This window comes from Acidovorax sp. SRB_14, assembly GCF_012932145.1.
Lineage (GTDB): Bacteria > Pseudomonadota > Gammaproteobacteria > Burkholderiales > Burkholderiaceae_C > Simplicispira.
In genome coordinates, this window is sequence record NZ_MWOK01000001.1 from 389131 (window position 1) to 404272 (window position 15142).

The 15142-nt window shown below is 67.6% G+C and carries 13 protein-coding genes and 2 tRNA genes; 9 read left to right on the forward strand and 6 right to left on the reverse strand.

Features of this window, described 5'->3' with window-relative positions; all coding sequences use genetic code 11:
* Positions 1-141: 141 nt before the first annotated feature.
* Positions 142-4170 carry a phosphoribosylformylglycinamidine synthase gene (gene purL / locus B2J86_RS01775; RefSeq protein WP_173024579.1) on the reverse strand — a complete coding sequence of 1343 codons (4029 nt, stop codon included), beginning with the start codon at positions 4168-4170 and terminating at the stop codon, positions 142-144.
* 173 nt (positions 4171-4343) lie between these two features.
* Between purL and map the strand changes: the two genes are divergently transcribed.
* The 3 genes from map (at position 4344) to B2J86_RS01790 (ending at position 8490) form a co-directional block, all read left to right on the forward strand.
* A complete protein-coding gene (gene map, locus B2J86_RS01780) occupies positions 4344-5159 on the forward strand; it encodes a type I methionyl aminopeptidase (RefSeq protein WP_169167800.1) in 816 nt (271 codons plus the stop codon).
* Between the two features lie 60 nt (positions 5160-5219).
* Positions 5220-7820, forward strand: a complete 2601-nt coding sequence (locus B2J86_RS01785) for a [protein-PII] uridylyltransferase (protein ID WP_173024601.1) — start codon at positions 5220-5222, stop codon at positions 7818-7820.
* Positions 7821-8052: 232 nt separating this feature from the next.
* Positions 8053-8490 (forward strand): universal stress protein, encoded by a 438-nt coding sequence (locus B2J86_RS01790; protein WP_169167799.1) that lies wholly within the window; start codon positions 8053-8055, stop codon positions 8488-8490.
* A gap of 24 nt (positions 8491-8514) precedes the next feature.
* On the opposite strand, the gene def is transcribed toward B2J86_RS01790, so the two are convergent.
* The gene (gene def, locus B2J86_RS01795; RefSeq protein ID WP_173024580.1) at positions 8515-9054 is read right to left on the reverse strand and encodes a peptide deformylase; all 540 of its coding nucleotides are present in this window, start codon (positions 9052-9054) and stop codon (positions 8515-8517) included.
* Positions 9055-9184: 130 nt separating this feature from the next.
* Here def and B2J86_RS01800 point away from each other — a divergent pair, with 130 nt between their 5' ends.
* The 3 genes from B2J86_RS01800 (at position 9185) to B2J86_RS01810 (ending at position 9894) form a co-directional block, all read left to right on the forward strand.
* On the forward strand, positions 9185-9601 hold the full coding sequence (locus B2J86_RS01800) for a YbaN family protein (RefSeq protein WP_169167797.1): 417 nt from the start codon (positions 9185-9187) through the stop codon (positions 9599-9601).
* Between the two features lie 90 nt (positions 9602-9691).
* Positions 9692-9767, forward strand: a tRNA-Asn gene (locus B2J86_RS01805).
* Between the two features lie 51 nt (positions 9768-9818).
* Positions 9819-9894 (forward strand) — tRNA-Asn (locus B2J86_RS01810).
* 41 nt (positions 9895-9935) lie between these two features.
* On the opposite strand, the gene B2J86_RS01815 is transcribed toward B2J86_RS01810, so the two are convergent.
* The 4 genes from B2J86_RS01815 to B2J86_RS01830 all read right to left on the reverse strand — a co-directional run bounded on the left by B2J86_RS01815 (position 9936) and on the right by B2J86_RS01830 (position 12543).
* On the reverse strand, positions 9936-10364 hold the full coding sequence (locus tag B2J86_RS01815) for a cytochrome c family protein (protein WP_173024581.1): 429 nt from the start codon (positions 10362-10364) through the stop codon (positions 9936-9938).
* Positions 10361-10936, reverse strand: a complete 576-nt coding sequence (locus B2J86_RS01820; protein WP_173024582.1) for a ferritin-like domain-containing protein — start codon at positions 10934-10936, stop codon at positions 10361-10363. Before B2J86_RS01820 ends, B2J86_RS01815 begins: the two co-directional genes overlap by 4 nt.
* Before the next feature lie 17 nt (positions 10937-10953).
* Positions 10954-11664, reverse strand: coding sequence for an RNA polymerase sigma factor (locus B2J86_RS01825; protein ID WP_173024583.1), 711 nt, complete (start codon positions 11662-11664; stop codon positions 10954-10956).
* A gap of 114 nt (positions 11665-11778) precedes the next feature.
* On the reverse strand, positions 11779-12543 hold the full coding sequence (locus B2J86_RS01830; RefSeq protein ID WP_169167794.1) for a metallophosphoesterase: 765 nt from the start codon (positions 12541-12543) through the stop codon (positions 11779-11781).
* A 216-nt stretch (positions 12544-12759) separates the two neighbouring features.
* On the opposite strand from B2J86_RS01830, the gene aat reads away from it, so the two are divergent.
* The 3 genes from aat to B2J86_RS01845 are packed head-to-tail and all read left to right on the forward strand — an operon-like array spanning position 12760 to position 15128.
* Entirely contained in the window at positions 12760-13515 is a 756-nt protein-coding gene (gene aat, locus B2J86_RS01835; protein ID WP_169167870.1) for a leucyl/phenylalanyl-tRNA--protein transferase, read from the forward strand.
* Positions 13512-14297 (forward strand): arginyltransferase, encoded by a 786-nt coding sequence (locus B2J86_RS01840; protein ID WP_173024584.1) that lies wholly within the window; start codon positions 13512-13514, stop codon positions 14295-14297. The genes aat and B2J86_RS01840 overlap by 4 nt, the downstream gene beginning before the upstream one ends.
* Before the next feature lie 15 nt (positions 14298-14312).
* Entirely contained in the window at positions 14313-15128 is an 816-nt protein-coding gene (locus B2J86_RS01845; RefSeq protein ID WP_169634437.1) for an IclR family transcriptional regulator, read from the forward strand.
* Positions 15129-15142: the final 14 nt, after the last annotated feature.

A 15142-nucleotide genomic window follows, 5' to 3' on the forward strand; every position in this document is an offset into this window, starting at 1 on the left:
GAAACTCCTTGGGAGAGAGTCTGAAAGTGGACGGATTATGGATAAAAAAAGCTTCCAACGCTTGTAGGACATGCGCTGGAAGCTATGTTTTTGATAGTGAAACAGGTCAGCAGCGCGGCCGCTGCGCGCGCTGTCCCAAGCTCAACCGATCCACTTGCGCGCGTTCCGCCAGATCTGCATCCAGGGGCTCGCCGCGGCCGCGCCGCCGGTGGCGGCCAGGTCGGTCCAGCTCATCTGGATGTTGCGGAAGACCCGCTCGGGGTGCGGCATCATGGCCGTGAAGCGCCCGTCGGCGGTGGTCACGGCCGTCAAGCCGCCGGCGCTGCCGTTGGGGTTGAACGGGTACTGCTCGGCGGCCGCGCCGTGGTGGTCGACGAAGCGCATGGCGGCAATCGCCTGCGCCGCGTTGCCGCGGTGCTTGAAGTTGGCATAGCCCTCGCCGTGCGCCACGGCGATCGGCAGGCGGCTGCCGGCCATGCCGGCAAAGAACAGGCTCGGCGATTCGAGCACCTCGACCATCGACAGCCGCGCCTCGAAGCGCTCGCTCTGGTTGGTCGTGAAGCGCGGCCAGTCCTGCGCGCCCGGAATGATGTCGGCCAGCTCGGCAAACATCTGGCAGCCGTTGCACACGCCGAGGCCGAAGGTGTCCTGGCGCGCGAAGAAGCCCTGGAACTGCGCCGCCAGCACGGGGTTGAAGGTGATGCTGCGCGCCCAGCCAATGCCGGCGCCCAGCGTGTCGCCGTAGCTGAAGCCACCGCACGCGACCACGCCCTGGAAGTCCTGCAGCCGGGCGCGGCCGGTCTGCAGATCGGTCATGTGCACATCGTGCGCCTCGAAGCCCGCTTCGGTGAAGGCATAGGCCATTTCGATGTGCGAGTTCACGCCCTGCTCGCGCAGCACGGCCACCTTGGGGCGCGCGAGGTTCAAGAACGGCGCGGCCACGTTGACGGCCGGGTCGAACGCCAGGTGCACATGCATGCCGGGGTCGGCCGGCGCGCCGGCGGCGGCGTGCTCGGCGTCGGCACCGGCCGGGTTGTCGCGCTGCTGGCAGATCTTCCAGCTCACGCTGTCCCAGACCTGGTGCAGGTCGTGCAGCGGCGCGCTGAAGACTTCCTTGGCGTCGCGCCACACCGACAGCTGGCCCTTGCCCGCGTCGATGGCAGAGCTGGCCGGGCGCGTCTTGCCGACGAAGTGGCTGAAGGCCGAGAGGCCGTGCGCGCGCAGCGTCTGCATGACCTCGTTGCGCTCGGCCGTGCGCACCTGCAGCACCACGCCCAGCTCTTCGTTGAACAGCGCCTTGAGCGTCAGCTCTTCGCGGCGCGCGCTGACCTGCTGCGCCCAATTCTTGGCGTCGCCGGTTTCCATGCGGCTGTCGGAGATGCCGTCGCCTTCGATGACCAGCATGTCGACGTTCAGCGCCACGCCGACGTGGCCGGCAAAGGCCATCTCGGCCACCGCGGCCAGCAGGCCGCCGTCGCTGCGGTCGTGGTAGGCCAGAATCTTGCCCTGCGCGCGCAGCGCGTTCACGGCGGCCACGAGGTTCTTCAGGTCTTGCGCGTCGTCAAGGTCGGGCACGGTGTCGCCGGCCTGGCCGAGCACCTGGCCCAGGATGCTGCCGCCTATGCGGCTTTGGCCCTTGCCCAGGTCGATCAGCACCAGCGTGGTGTCGTCCTCCGTGGCGTCAAGCTGCGGCGTCAGCGTGCCGCGCACGTCTGCCAGCGTGGCAAATGCGGTGATGACCAGGCTGACGGGCGAGACCACCTTGTGGGCTTCGCCTGCGTGCTGCCACTGCGTGCGCATCGACAAGGAGTCCTTGCCGACCGGAATCGACACGCCGAGCGCCGGGCACAGCTCCAGGCCCACGGCCTTCACGGTGGCGTACAGCGCGGCGTCTTCGCCGGGCTCGCCGCAGGCGGCCATCCAGTTGGCCGAGAGCTTGACGCGCGGCAGCTCGATCGGCGCGGCCAGCAGGTTGGTGATGGCTTCGGCCACGGCCATGCGGCCCGAAGCCGGCGCGTCGATGGCGGCCAGCGGCGTGCGCTCGCCCATGGCCATGGCCTCGCCGGCAAAGCCCTTGTAATCGGCCAGCGTCACCGCCACGTCGGCCACCGGCACCTGCCAGGGGCCGACCATCTGGTCGCGGTGCGTGAGGCCGCCCACGCTGCGGTCGCCGATGGTGATCAGGAAGCGCTTGGACGCCACCGTGGGGTGGCTCAGCACGTCGATGACGGACTGCTGCAGGCTGACGCCGGTGAGAACCATGGGCGCGAACTCGCGCGCCACGGTGGCCACGTCGCGGTGCATCTTGGGCGGCTTGCCCAGCAGCACGGACATGGGCATGTCGACCGGCAGCTTTTGGTCGTCCGCCGTGGCGGCCGTGTCTTCGAGCACCAGCTGGCGCTCCTCGGTGGCCGTGCCGATGACGGCGAACGGGCAGCGCTCGCGCTCGCAGAAGGCCTGGAACTGGTCCAGCGACTCCGGCGCGATCGCCAGCACGTAGCGCTCCTGGCTTTCGTTGGACCAGATTTCTTTCGGCGACATGCCCGACTCTTCGAGCTGCACGGCGCGCAGGTCAAAGCGCGCGCCGCGGCCGGCGTCGTTGGTCAGCTCGGGGAAGGCGTTCGAGAGCCCGCCCGCGCCCACGTCGTGGATCGCCAGGATCGGGTTGGCCGCGCCCTGCGCCCAGCAGTGGTTGATGACCTCCTGCGCGCGGCGTTCGATTTCGGGGTTGCCGCGCTGCACCGAGTCAAAGTCGAGCTCGGCCGCGTTGGCGCCCGTGGCCATCGAGCTGGCGGCGCTGCCGCCCATGCCGATGCGCATGCCCGGGCCGCCGAGCTGGATCAGCAGCGAACCGGCCGGGAATTCGATCTTCTGCGTTTGCGCGGCGTCGATCACGCCCAGGCCGCCGGCGATCATGATGGGCTTGAGGTAGCCGCGCGCCACGCCCGCGACGGTCTGCTCGTACTCACGGAAGTAGCCCAGCAGGTTCGGTCGGCCGAACTCGTTGTTGAACGCGGCGCCGCCCAGCGGCCCCTCGGTCATGATCTGCAGCGGGCTGGCGATGTGGCCGGGCTTGCCGCCCTCCTGGTCGGAAGCGCCGCCCCAGAGCTTGGAGACGGTGAAGCCCGTCAGGCCCGCCTTGGGCTTGGAGCCGCGCCCGGTCGCGCCTTCGTCGCGGATTTCGCCGCCCGCGCCCGTGGAGGCACCGGGAAACGGCGAGATCGCCGTGGGGTGGTTGTGCGTTTCCACCTTCATCAGCACGTGCTGCAACGCACTCTTTTTTTGATAGCTAGAAGCGCTGGACCCGCTTGCGCTAGAGGCCATTTTGGCCACAAATCGCTCGACCTGCGTGCCTTCCATCACCGAGGCGTTGTCGGAGTACGCCACCACCGTGTGCTGCGGGCTGGTCTGGTGCGTGTGGCGGATCATGCCGAACAGGGTCACGCCCTGCGCCGCGCCGTCGATGGTGAACTGCGCGTTGAAGATCTTGTGACGGCAGTGCTCGCTGTTGGCCTGCGCGAACATCATCAGCTCGACGTCGCTGGGGTTGCGGCCCAAGCCCTGGAAGGCGTGAACGAGGTAGTCGATTTCGTCGTCGGCCAGCGCCAGGCCAAAGCGCACGTTGGCCGCTTCGAGCTGCGCGCGCCCGCCGCCGAGCACGTCCACATGCTCCATGGGCTGGGGCTGCAGCGCGGTGAACAGCGCCTGCGCGCCGGCCAGGTCGGCCACCACGGACTCGGTCATGCGGTCGTGCAGCAGTGCGGCGACCTGCGCCAGCTGCTCGGCGCTGAGCGTCGGCCGGCCCAGCAGGCCCGACTGCAGTTGCAGGCGGTATTCGGTGACGCGCTCGACCCGGTGGATCTGCAGCCCACAGTTGCGCGCGATGTCGGTGGCCTTGGACGCCCAGGGCGAGACGGTGCCCAGGCGCGGCGTGACGACGATGGCGGGGCCCTCGGCCGGGCCGGCGTAGGGCTCGCCGTAGGTCAGCAGGTCGGCCAAGCGCTGCTGCTGCTCGGGGGTCGGTGCCACGTCGGTGGCAACCAGGTGCACATGGCGCGCGGCGATGGCGGCGATCTTCGGGTGGATGGCTTCGAGCGCAGCCTGGAGTTGTTGGGCGCGGAAAGGGCTGAGAGCGTTACCGCCCGCAAGCGTGGTCATGTGCAAGGTCACAGTGGCGGCCTGAAGGGTTTGAGAGGACAGAGGGACCGACCGGGGGCAGCCCGGCGATGGCGGCGCCGGAAGGCCTGCGCACGCGGGATCGAAGCCCGGCATTTTACCGGGCTGGGGGCAGGGGCAGCTCCCGGTGGCCGGCAGGGCACAGGGCGCGATGGGATAATTGCCGCATGAGCATCACCATCAAAACGGCAGAAGACATTGCCGGCATGCGCGTGGCATGCCGCCTGGCCTCTGAAGTGCTGGACTACATCGCACCGCACATCCGGCCCGGCATCACCACCCGCGAAATCGACCGCCTGGGCGCCGAATGCATGGCCCAGCAGGGCACCATTTCGGCCACCATCGGCTACCAGCCGCCGGGCTACCCACCCTACCCCGCGTCGCTGTGCACCTCGGTCAACCATGTGGTCTGCCACGGCATTCCCAACGACAAGCCGCTCAAGAAGGGCGACTTCGTCAACGTCGACGTCACCGTGATCACCCCGGACGGCTGGTACGGCGACAACAGCCGCATGTACCTGATCGGCGAATGCTCGATCGCCGCCAAGCGCCTGTCGGCCATCACCTTCGACGCCATGTGGCTGGGCATCCAGCAGGTCAAGCCCGGCGCCCACCTGGGCGACATCGGCCACGCCATCCAGAAGTTCGCCGAAGGCCATGGTTTCAGCGTGGTACGCGAGTTCTGCGGCCACGGCATCGGCAAGGTGTTCCACGAGGAGCCGCAGGTGCTGCACTACGGCCGCCCCGGCACGCTCGAAGAATTGAAGCCCGGCATGGTCTTCACCATTGAACCGATGATCAATGCCGGCCGGCGCGAGATCAAGGAATTCGGCAACGACGGCTGGACCATCGTCACCAAGGACCACAGCCTTTCGGCCCAGTGGGAGCACACGGTGCTGGTTACCGAAACCGGCTACGACGTGCTGACGCTCTCCGCCGGCTCACCCGCCCTGCCCCCCTTCGTCCAGGCCACGGCCACCTGAGCGCCACCGCGCACGCTTCTTGCATGGTTGCGGGCCATGTCCTCTGACCCTGCCCTGTCCATGACCGAACTGCACGACCTGCGCGACACCTACCGCCAGCACAAAGCGGCCCTGCTGGCCGCGCTGCAGGCCTCGCAGGCGTCCACGCGCGGCATCCACGCGCGCCTGCGCAAGCTCTCGGGCCTCACCGGCAGCCTGCTGTGCACGCTGTGGGCGCACGCGGCCCTGCCACAGAGCTTGGCGCTGGTCGCCGTCGGCGGCTTTGGCCGCGACCAGCTGTTTCCCTACTCCGATGTGGACGTGCTGCTGCTCTTGCCCGAGGACGGCGGCGGCGCCGACGGCGCCGCGCTGAACGGCCAGGTCGAATCCTTCATCCGCAGCTGCTGGGACGCCGGCCTCGAAATCGGCTCCAGCGTGCGCACCGTGCCCGAGTGCATCGCCGAGGCCGACCGCGACGTGACGGTGCGTACCTCGCTGCTGGAGGCGCGCCTGCTGTGCGGCAATGCCGCGCTCTTTGCCGACTTCCAGCACCAATACCGTGCGCACCTGGACCCCCAGGCCTTCCTGGTCGCCAAGACGCTGGAGATGCGCCAGCGCCACAACAAGTACGAAAACACCCCCTACGCGCTGGAGCCCAACTGCAAGGAGTCGCCCGGGGGCCTGCGCGACCTGCAGATGGTGCTGTGGGTGGCGCAGGCGGCGGGCCTGGGCCGCACCTGGCAGGAACTGGCCGACAGCGGCCTGGCCACGCCGTTCGAGGTGCGCCAGATCGCGCGCAACGAAGCCGTGCTCTGCGCGATCCGCGCGCGCCTGCATGTGCTGGCCGGGCGGCGCGAAGACCGCCTGGTGTTCGACCTGCAGACCGCCGTGGCCGAGTCGTTTGGCTACCGCTCGCTCACGCCCGACGGCCAGCGCCTGCCCATGCGCGCCAGCGAGACACTGATGCGCCGCTACTACTGGGCCGCCAAGGCGGTGACGCAGCTGTGCCAGATCCTGCTGCTGAACATCGAGGAGCGGCTCAACCCGCCGGCGCGGCCGCCGCAGCCGATCAACGCGCGCTTCTTCGACAAGGCGGGCATGATCGACGTCGCCAGCGACGACCTGTACCAGCGCGACCCGCACGCCATCCTCGAAACCTTTCTGCTCTTCCAGAGTTCGGCCGCGCTGCAGCACCTCTCGGCGCGCACGCTGCGCGCGCTCTACAGCGCGCGCGCCGTCATGGACAGCACGTTCCGCCGCGACCCGGTCAACCGCGCCGCCTTCATGCGCATCCTGCAGCAGCCCTCGGGCCTCACGCACGCCATGCGGCTGATGAACCAGACCTCGGTGCTGGGGCGCTATGTCTGGCCGTTTCGCCGCATCGTCGGCCAGATGCAGCACGACCTGTTCCATGTCTACACCGTGGACCAGCACATCCTGATGGTGCTGCGCAACGTGCGGCGCTTCTTCATCGCCGAGCATGCGCACGAGTACCCGTTTTGCTCGCAGCTCGCGGCCGGCTGGGACAAGCCCTGGATCCTGTACGTGGCGGCGCTGTTCCACGACATCGGCAAGGGGCGCGGCGGCGACCATTCCCAGATCGGCGGGGCCGAGGCGCGGCGCTTTTGCCGCCAGCACGGCCCGCATGGCATCGGGCGCGACGACGCCCAGCTCATCGAATTCCTGGTGCTGGAGCACCTGACCATGAGCCAGGTGGCGCAGAAGCAGGACCTGAGCGACCCGGACGTGATCGCCCGGTTTGCGCAGCGCGTGGGCAACGAGCGCTACCTCACGGCGCTGTACCTGCTCACGGTGGCCGACATCCGCGGCACCAGTCCTAAGGTCTGGAATGCCTGGAAGGGCAAGCTGCTCGAAGACCTGTACCAGCTGGCGCTGCGCGCCCTGGGCGGGCGCGCGCCCGACGCGGCCGCCGCCGTCGAGGCACGCAAGCGCGACGCGCTCGTGCTGCTGGCCCTGAGCGCCCAGCCCTCCGGGGCGCACCGCGCGCTGTGGGAGACGCTCGACGTGAGCTACTTCATGCGCCACGAGGCCGCCGACATCGCCTGGCACGCGCGCCACCTCTCGCGCCATGTGGGCACGGCCCGCCCGGTGGTGCGCGCGCGCCAGTCGCTGGCCGGCGAAGGCCTGCAGGTCATGGTCTATGCCAGCGACCAGGCCGATCTGTTTGCACGCATCTGCGGCTACTTCGACCGCGCAGGCTTCTCCATCCTGGACGCGCGCGTGCACACGGCCCGCAACGGCTATGCGCTCGACACCTTCCAGGTCATCACGGCCACGCTGCCCGGGCACTACCGGGAGCTCATGCACATGGTCGAAAGCGACCTCGCGCGCGCCATCGAACAAGGCGGCCCCCTGCCCGAACCCGGCCAGCGGCGCCTCTCGCGCCGCGCCAAGAGCTTCCCCGTGGCGCCGCGCGTGACCCTGCGGCCCGATGAAAAGGCCCAGCTCTGGCTGCTGGGCATCTCGGCCAGCGACCGTGCAGGCCTGCTGTACCTGGTGGCACGCGTGCTGGCGCGCCACGGCCTGAGCGTGCAGCTGGCCAAGGTCAGCACCCTGGGCGAGCGCGTGGAGGACACCTTCCTGGTTGAGGGCCCCGAACTGCAAAACAGCGCGCGGCAGATCCAGATCGAGACCGAAGTCCTGCAGGCGCTGTCGTCCTGAGGCAGAGGTGTCTATTTGATAGCTGCCAGCGCTTGCCACGCAAGCGTTTGCGGCCGTTTCAATAGGAATACGGGACGGGGCCGACCGCGTACGCCGCGCCCCGACCCCGCGCAGGGCGGTGCCCCGCGGGGGGTCGAACATCTGCCTCGGCTTGCTTTGCGCAGGACTGCGGCCTATAAGAACGTGGCACGAAGCGGCGCCCGCAACCCCGCGCGCGCGAACGGAGAAAGACATGTTCAAACACCTGCTCTTGCCCACCGACGGCACCGCCCTGTCCGAGGACGCCGTGCGCCGCGGCATGCGCTTTGCCAGAGAACTCGGTGCCAAGGTAACGGGCTTCTATGCCATGCCGGAATTCCGCGTGATGGGCTATACCACGGCCATGCTCAAGGACACGGAGACCATGTTCGAGACGCAGGCAGTGGCGCATGCCGAGGCTGTGCTCGGCTACGTGCAGGCGGCAGCGCAGAAGGAAGGCGTGGCCTGCGACACCGTCATGACCACCAGCGACCGCCCCTACGAGGCCATCATCAAGGCGGCCCAGGACCGGGGCTGCGACCTGATCCTCATGGCCTCCCATGGGCGCCGCGGCGTCGAAGGCTTCCTGCTCGGCAGTGAAACGCAAAAGGTGCTGGCCCACAGCAGGATTCCGGTGCTGGTGCACCGCTGAGCCACCGCGCGGGCGTGTTCGCCTTCAGTCGTCCTCGGCCGCGTCGATGGCGGGAAACAGGACCTCGGTGTAGCCAAACTGCGTGAAGTCGCGCATGCGCATCGGGTACAGCTTGCCCAGCAGGTGGTCGCACTCGTGCTGCACCACGCGGGCGTGGAAGCCCTCGGCCGTGCGCTCGATGGGGTCGCCATAAGGGTCCAGGCCGCGGTAGTGGATGCGCAACCAGCGCGGCACCCTGCCACGCAGGCCGGGCACCGACAGGCAGCCCTCCCAGTCTTCCTCCTCTGCGTCGCCCAGCGGCGTGATCACCGGGTTGAGCAGCACAGTGGGCGGAACCTGGGGGCGGTCGGGGTAGCGCGGGTTGCTTTCGTGCGAGCCAAAAATGACCAGCTGCAGGTCCACGCCGATCTGCGGCGCGGCCAGGCCCGCGCCGTTGGCGGCGCGCATGGTCTCCTGCATGTCGTGCACCAGGCGGTGCAACTCGTCCGTGTCAAACGCGGTGACGGGCTGGGCCACGCGCAGCAAGCGCGGATCGCCCATTTTCAAGATGGTGTGGAGGGTCATGGTGTCGGCAAATGCGTCTGAAAAGGTTCAGCCCTGGGCCGCCAGCATAGCTGGCCGCGCGCGTGGGAAGGCGGCCAGGCGCCCAAGCCCATGCACAATGCCAAGGCTTCGTCCACCGCCCGCCACGGCCATGCCGCTCCCACACCCGCCCGCCGCTCCTGTCCCGCCGCACCGCCGCCTGAGCGCCCCGCTGCGCTGGCTGCTGCTGGCCTTTGCCATCCTGTGCCTGGTGCTGGGCGTGGTGGGCGTGTTTGTGCCGGGCCTGCCGACCACGGTCTTCATCCTGATGGCTGGCTGGGCGGCAGCACGCAGTTCGCCGCGCCTGCATGCGTGGCTGTGGCAACACCGGCTGTTTGGCCGCCTGCTGCGCGACTGGTCCCAAGGGGGTTGCGTCGGCCGCCGGGCCAAATGGAGCGCCACCGTGCTCATGGCCTTGTGCGCGGCCGTGCTGTTTGCCACCGGCACGCGCCTGTGGGCCGCCGCCCTGGCCAGCGCATGCATGGCCTGCGTGCTGGTGTGGCTGTGGCATCGCCCGGAGCCGCGTTGATGCGCTGGACGCCCTTCCTGCAGACAAGAAGCCGAGGATGCGGCAACTGGCCAAAAGCGCTCCATTTTGTGTATATAATCTAAGTCTTGTTCCTCGATAGCTCAGTCGGTAGAGCGCCGGACTGTTAATCCGTAGGTCCCTGGTTCGAGCCCAGGTCGAGGAGCCAAGAATTCACAGGCCCTGCAGGTGTACGCAGGGCCTTTTACGTACCGATCATTCCTCGATAGCTCAGTCGGTAGAGCGCCGGACTGTTAATCCGTAGGTCCCTGGTTCGAGCCCAGGTCGAGGAGCCAGCCCAAAAAGCGACCACCCCAGGATGGGGTGGTCGCTTTTTTTATGGGCCCTTCGGGCCCGCCCCGTCCTTGGCCTGCGGCCTGCATTGCGGCGACTGCCCGGCCTGCCGGAGGTAGGCGATCAGGTCGCTGCGCTCGCTTGCGTCGGGCACGCCGTCGTAGGCCATGCTGCTGCCCGGCACCAGCGCGAGGGGTTTGCGCAGGAACAGGTCGAGCGTCTTCTCGTCCCACACCAGGCCCGACTTCTTCATCGCGTCGGAATAGGCAAACCCCGGCACACTTCCCGCGCGGCGCCCGAGCAAGCCGCAGTGGTGCGGCCCCACCCGGTCGTAGGCCAATGCATGGCAGGCCAGGCACCGCGCGTAGACCTGCTCGCCCCGCAGCGCGTCGGGCGCAGCCGCAGCCAGGGCAGTCACGCCGCAGGCCAGAACAGCCACACCCCACCGCAGCCACCCATGCACGGAGCTCATGACATGAAGGCCGATGGCACGGGGTTTTCGCCCAGGGCCTGGCGCAGCACCGCCCAATGCATGGCCTCGTCGCCCAGGATGCTGGCGGCCGCCTTGGCCAGGTCGCGGTTGCCAAACAGGGGCACGGCGCCCAGGTAGGCGCTGACAGCCCCCTGCTCCAGCCGCGCGGCAAATCTCAGCACATCGGCCTGCGATTGGAGCCGCTCCCCCGAAAAGTCGTATTTGTCCTTGGCCGCCACGGGCTTTCCGCCGAGCTTGGTGATGGTCTTGGCCAGCAGGTCGGCATGCTGCTTGTGGTGGCCCTGGAACCCCACGGCCAGATCGAGCACCGGCTTTTCGAGCAGCTGGCTTTCGGCGCCTGCCTGGTAGGCGGCAATGGCCTCCAGCTCGGCGCCCAGCGCGGTGTTGAGAATCTGCGTGTCACCGGCGGCCTGGTTGGCACTCCGGGCCTTGGCAGCGAGCGCCTCATTGCCGGACAGCAGCGCGACCGCCGCCCCCGATAGGACGAGGCCCGAACGGCCCAAGAACAGGCGCCGCGCAGCGGCGGGATGAGGCATGGCGAGAAAAGACATGGCGTTCTCCTGGCGGATCAAGGAATGGGCGGGGCGCCCGCGGCGATGTTGGCCAGCACATGCGCCACGATGCGATCGCAGCGCGCGCCGGCAAACGAGAATGCGTCTTCCATGGCGAAGTCCATCTCGCGCGACAGGCTCTCCCGCAGCAGGCCGCGGGCGCGAAAAAAGCGCGTGCGCACCGTCGCCTCAGCCAAGCCGAGCGCGGCCGCCACTTCCTCCACCGATAACTCCTGCACTGCGCGCAGGACAAACACGGTGCGAAACGCCTCGGGCAACGCGTCGATGCGCCGCTCCATGAGCCGGCGCATCTCCGTGCGTGCTGCTGCCGCCTCGGGCTGCTCATCGGGGTTGGCTTCCATCCCTGCTTCGGCGTCCATGGCACCCACCTCCTGGCCGGTATCCAAGGCGATGACCTGGCCCGCACGGCGCCGCACCCGGCCCAGTGCCTCATTGATGACGATGCGCACCAGCCAGGTGGAAAGCCGCGCCTCCTGACGGAACGTGCCCAGCGCGCGCCAGGCACTCAGGTAGCCCTCCTGGAGCGCCTCTTCGGTATCGGCGTCGCTTTTCAAGATGCTGCGTACCGTGCGAAACAGCAGGCGGTTGTGTCGCCGCATGATCAGGGCAAATGCCTGGGCATTGCCCTGGGCGGCGCGCGCGGCCAAATCCGCGTCGGAGGCGTCGTCCGGCAACCCGGAAAGCTGCAGGGTCGGGGTCGTGTGCATGGCATGTCCTTTATTCGTTAGATGCCCTGCCTGCCTGCGCCGTTCCCGCGCAGCCTCCCGCCTGGGGCAGGAGCCTTGCGAACGGCCCCTTACTCCGAGGCGGCCCCGCCGGCGTCAGCCGATGTCCACTGTGAAGTTCGGATCAAACAAGGTGTTTTCATTGGCCCCGCCCAGGGCATAGCCTCGCGGATTGCAGACCACGCGCGTGCCGTTGACGCAGTAGTCAAAACTGTCGTGCACATGGCCATGCACCCACAGCTGCACCCGCCGGCCATCGAGCAGGTGCTCGGCATTCGACACAAAGCAGGCATTGAGCAGCGACTGCGCAAAGCGCGGGTGGATGCTGCGTGGCGAGGGGGCATGGTGGGTGATGACCACCGTCGGCCCCCTGTGCGGCTGGGCGAGCTTCTGCTCCAGCCAAGCGGCGTGGCGATCGAACAGCGCGGTGCAGTGGGCCGGCGTGAGCAGGTCCAGTGCGCCGTCCTCGAGCGCAATCCGGCTGAAATCCCGCAGCATGCGCTGCGCTTCAGCCTGGCATGCGGCGCTGCGCTGCCGGTCCGGAAACAGGCGAAAGTCGGTCCACAACGTGGCGCCAAGAAAGCGCACACCCGCCACCACCCGCTCGCCTTGCTGAAGCACCTGGACCCGGGTGCCCTCCGTCAGCGCCCGCCACTGAGCGGCAACCCCCCGGAGGCTGCCGCCGTAATACTCATGGTTGCCCGGAACATAGAGCACGGGTTTGCCCAAACCCTGCGCCCAGGCCAGCGCCTGGAGCGGACGCGCAACGTCTCCCGCAAGGATGACCACATCGGCATCGTTGCGTGGGATATCCAGGTCGCCTTGGCCCAAATGCAGGTCCGACAGAATATTGATCTTCATGGAAGGCCCGTGAAAAGCGGAGCCACGAGGCAGCGCTACAAAACCGCCCAACGGTGGCAGGCAGTCTGCTTTTACATCGGCTACTCCAGACCTGCACTGTGCGTTCCCTATGGCCCTTGCGCTCGTACCGCTGGCCGCTGTGCATCTGTCATGCCAGCCCGCACTGCGGGGCTGCTGCGGCGACAATGCGCCTTACCGATCACCCTGCCCCGACCGATGCCCTCACCCCTGCCCTGGCTGGAGCCTGACGAGCCATTTCCCGCGCCACACCACGCATGGGGCCAGAACGATCCGGCCCCCGGCCTCTTGGCCGCAGGTGCAGCGCTGGACGTGGCGCACCTGCGACGCGCCTATGGTCAGGGCATTTTTCCGTGGTTCAGCGGTGACCAGCCCATCCTGTGGTGGGCACCCGACCCGCGCATGGTGCTGCGGCCCGGCGCGTTTCGCCTGCACCGGTCTCTGCGTAAAACGCTGCAGCGGTTCCGTGCCGATCCGCGCTGCGAGATTCGGGTGGACCACAACTTCCGCGATGTGATAAGCGCCTGCGCGGCCGCGCAGCGCACGGGCCAAAGCGGCACGTGGATCGGACCGGAGATGGTGGACGCCTATGGCGCTTTCCACGCTGCCGGCTACGCACACAGCGTGGAGACCTGGGTTGACGGCCGTCTGGCAGGCGGGCTGTACTGCGTCGGCCTGGGCCGGGCGGTGTTCGGCGAGTCGATGTTCGCCCGCGCCACGGACGCGTCCAAAATCGCACTCGCCGCTCTGGTGTGCCTGTCGCTGCGGCACGGCGTTGCGCTCATTGATTGCCAGCAAAACACCCAGCACCTGGCCTCCCTCGGGGCCCACGAAATCGCCCGCACCGACTTCATGGCACACCTTGTCCAGGCCCAAGCCATGCCTGCGATCGCATGGCATTTCAAGCCCGTATACTGGAATGAGATTTTGTCTCCCACGGCACCAGTGGCATGACGCAACTCAACGATCTTCCGGCCCAGACACTGCAGTTTTACGCAACTGCCCCGTATGCGTGCAGCTACCTGCCCCATCGGCAAGCACGCTCCCAGGTAGCCACGCCGGGGCATCTGGTGCGCAGCGACACCTACTCCAACCTCGTGGCCCAGGGGTTCCGGCGCAGCGGAATGTTCACCTACCGTCCCTACTGCGACGGCTGCCAGGCCTGCACGCCACTGCGCGTGCTGGCCCGGGAGTTCCAGCCCGACCGCAGTCAGCGGCGTGCCCGGCAGCGCCACGCGGACCTGCAGGTCCGCATCCTGCGGCCCGGCTTTGTGCCTGAACACTACCAACTCTATCTGCGCTACCAAAATGCACGCCACGCCGGGGGCGGAATGGACCACGACAGCATTGACCAATACACGCAGTTTTTGCTCCACAGCCGAGTGGATTCGCGCCTTGTGGAGTTCCGCGAACCCGGCATGGACGGCAGACTCAAGATGGTGTCCATCCTGGACATGCTCGACGACGGCCTGTCCGCTGTCTACACCTTCTATGAGCCGGAAGCGCGCAGCAGCTATGGCACCTACAACGTGCTGTGGCAGATCGAACAGGCCTGCCGCCTCGGCTTGCCCCACGTTTATCTGGGCTACTGGATCGCCGCCAGTGCCAAGATGAATTACAAGGCAGTTTTCCTGCCGCACGAAGTCCTCATCCACCAGCAATGGCAACGCGTCGAAAGCCTGCACCGGTCGCCGCCAGGGGATGAAATTTCACCAAGTAAAATGCACGGACTTTAGGAGAGTTCGCTGCCCATGAAAACATTCGACCCGGCGATTCCAACCAAACCCAGCGTTCAGGTCATAGAACGCATGTTTGCCCTGATAGATGTGCTGGCCTCGCGTGAAGAAGCCATTTCACTCAAGGAAATCAGCGAGAAGACCGGACTTCACCCTTCGACCACCCATCGCATCCTGAACGATCTGGCCACCGGCCGCTTTGTTGATCGGCCGGAATCGGGCAGCTACCGCCTTGGCATGCGCTTGCTGGAGTTGGGCAATCTGGTCAAGGCCCGCCTGAGTGTGCGCGACGCAGCCCTTGTCCCAATGCGCGAACTGCACCGGCTCACCCAGCAACCGGTCAACCTGAGCATGCGCCAGGGCGATGAAATCATCTACGTCGAGCGCGCTTACAGCGAACGCTCGGGCATGCAGGTGGTGCGCGCCATCGGCGGGCGCGCCCCCCTGCACCTGACCTCCACCGGAAAGCTGTTTCTGGCGGCGGACGACCCGCAACGGGTGCGCACCTACGCTACACGCACAGGCCTTGCAGGACACACCCGCAACAGCATCACGCAGCTGTCCGTGCTGGAGCGCGAACTGGCCAAGGCACGCCAATATGGGGTGGCACGCGACAACGAAGAACTGGAGCTGGGGGTGCGCTGCATGGCCGCTGGCATCCATGACGATCAGGGCAAACTGGTCGCAGGACTGTCGATTTCAGCGCCAGCGGACCGACTCGATGAGGGCTGGCTGCCCAAGCTGCAGGCGACCGCCCAAGAAATCTCGGCGGCTCTGGGTTTTAACGGCACGCCTGGATTCTCCTCTCCAGTCCCTGCCCAGGGCTCTTAGGAGCCTGTCGGATA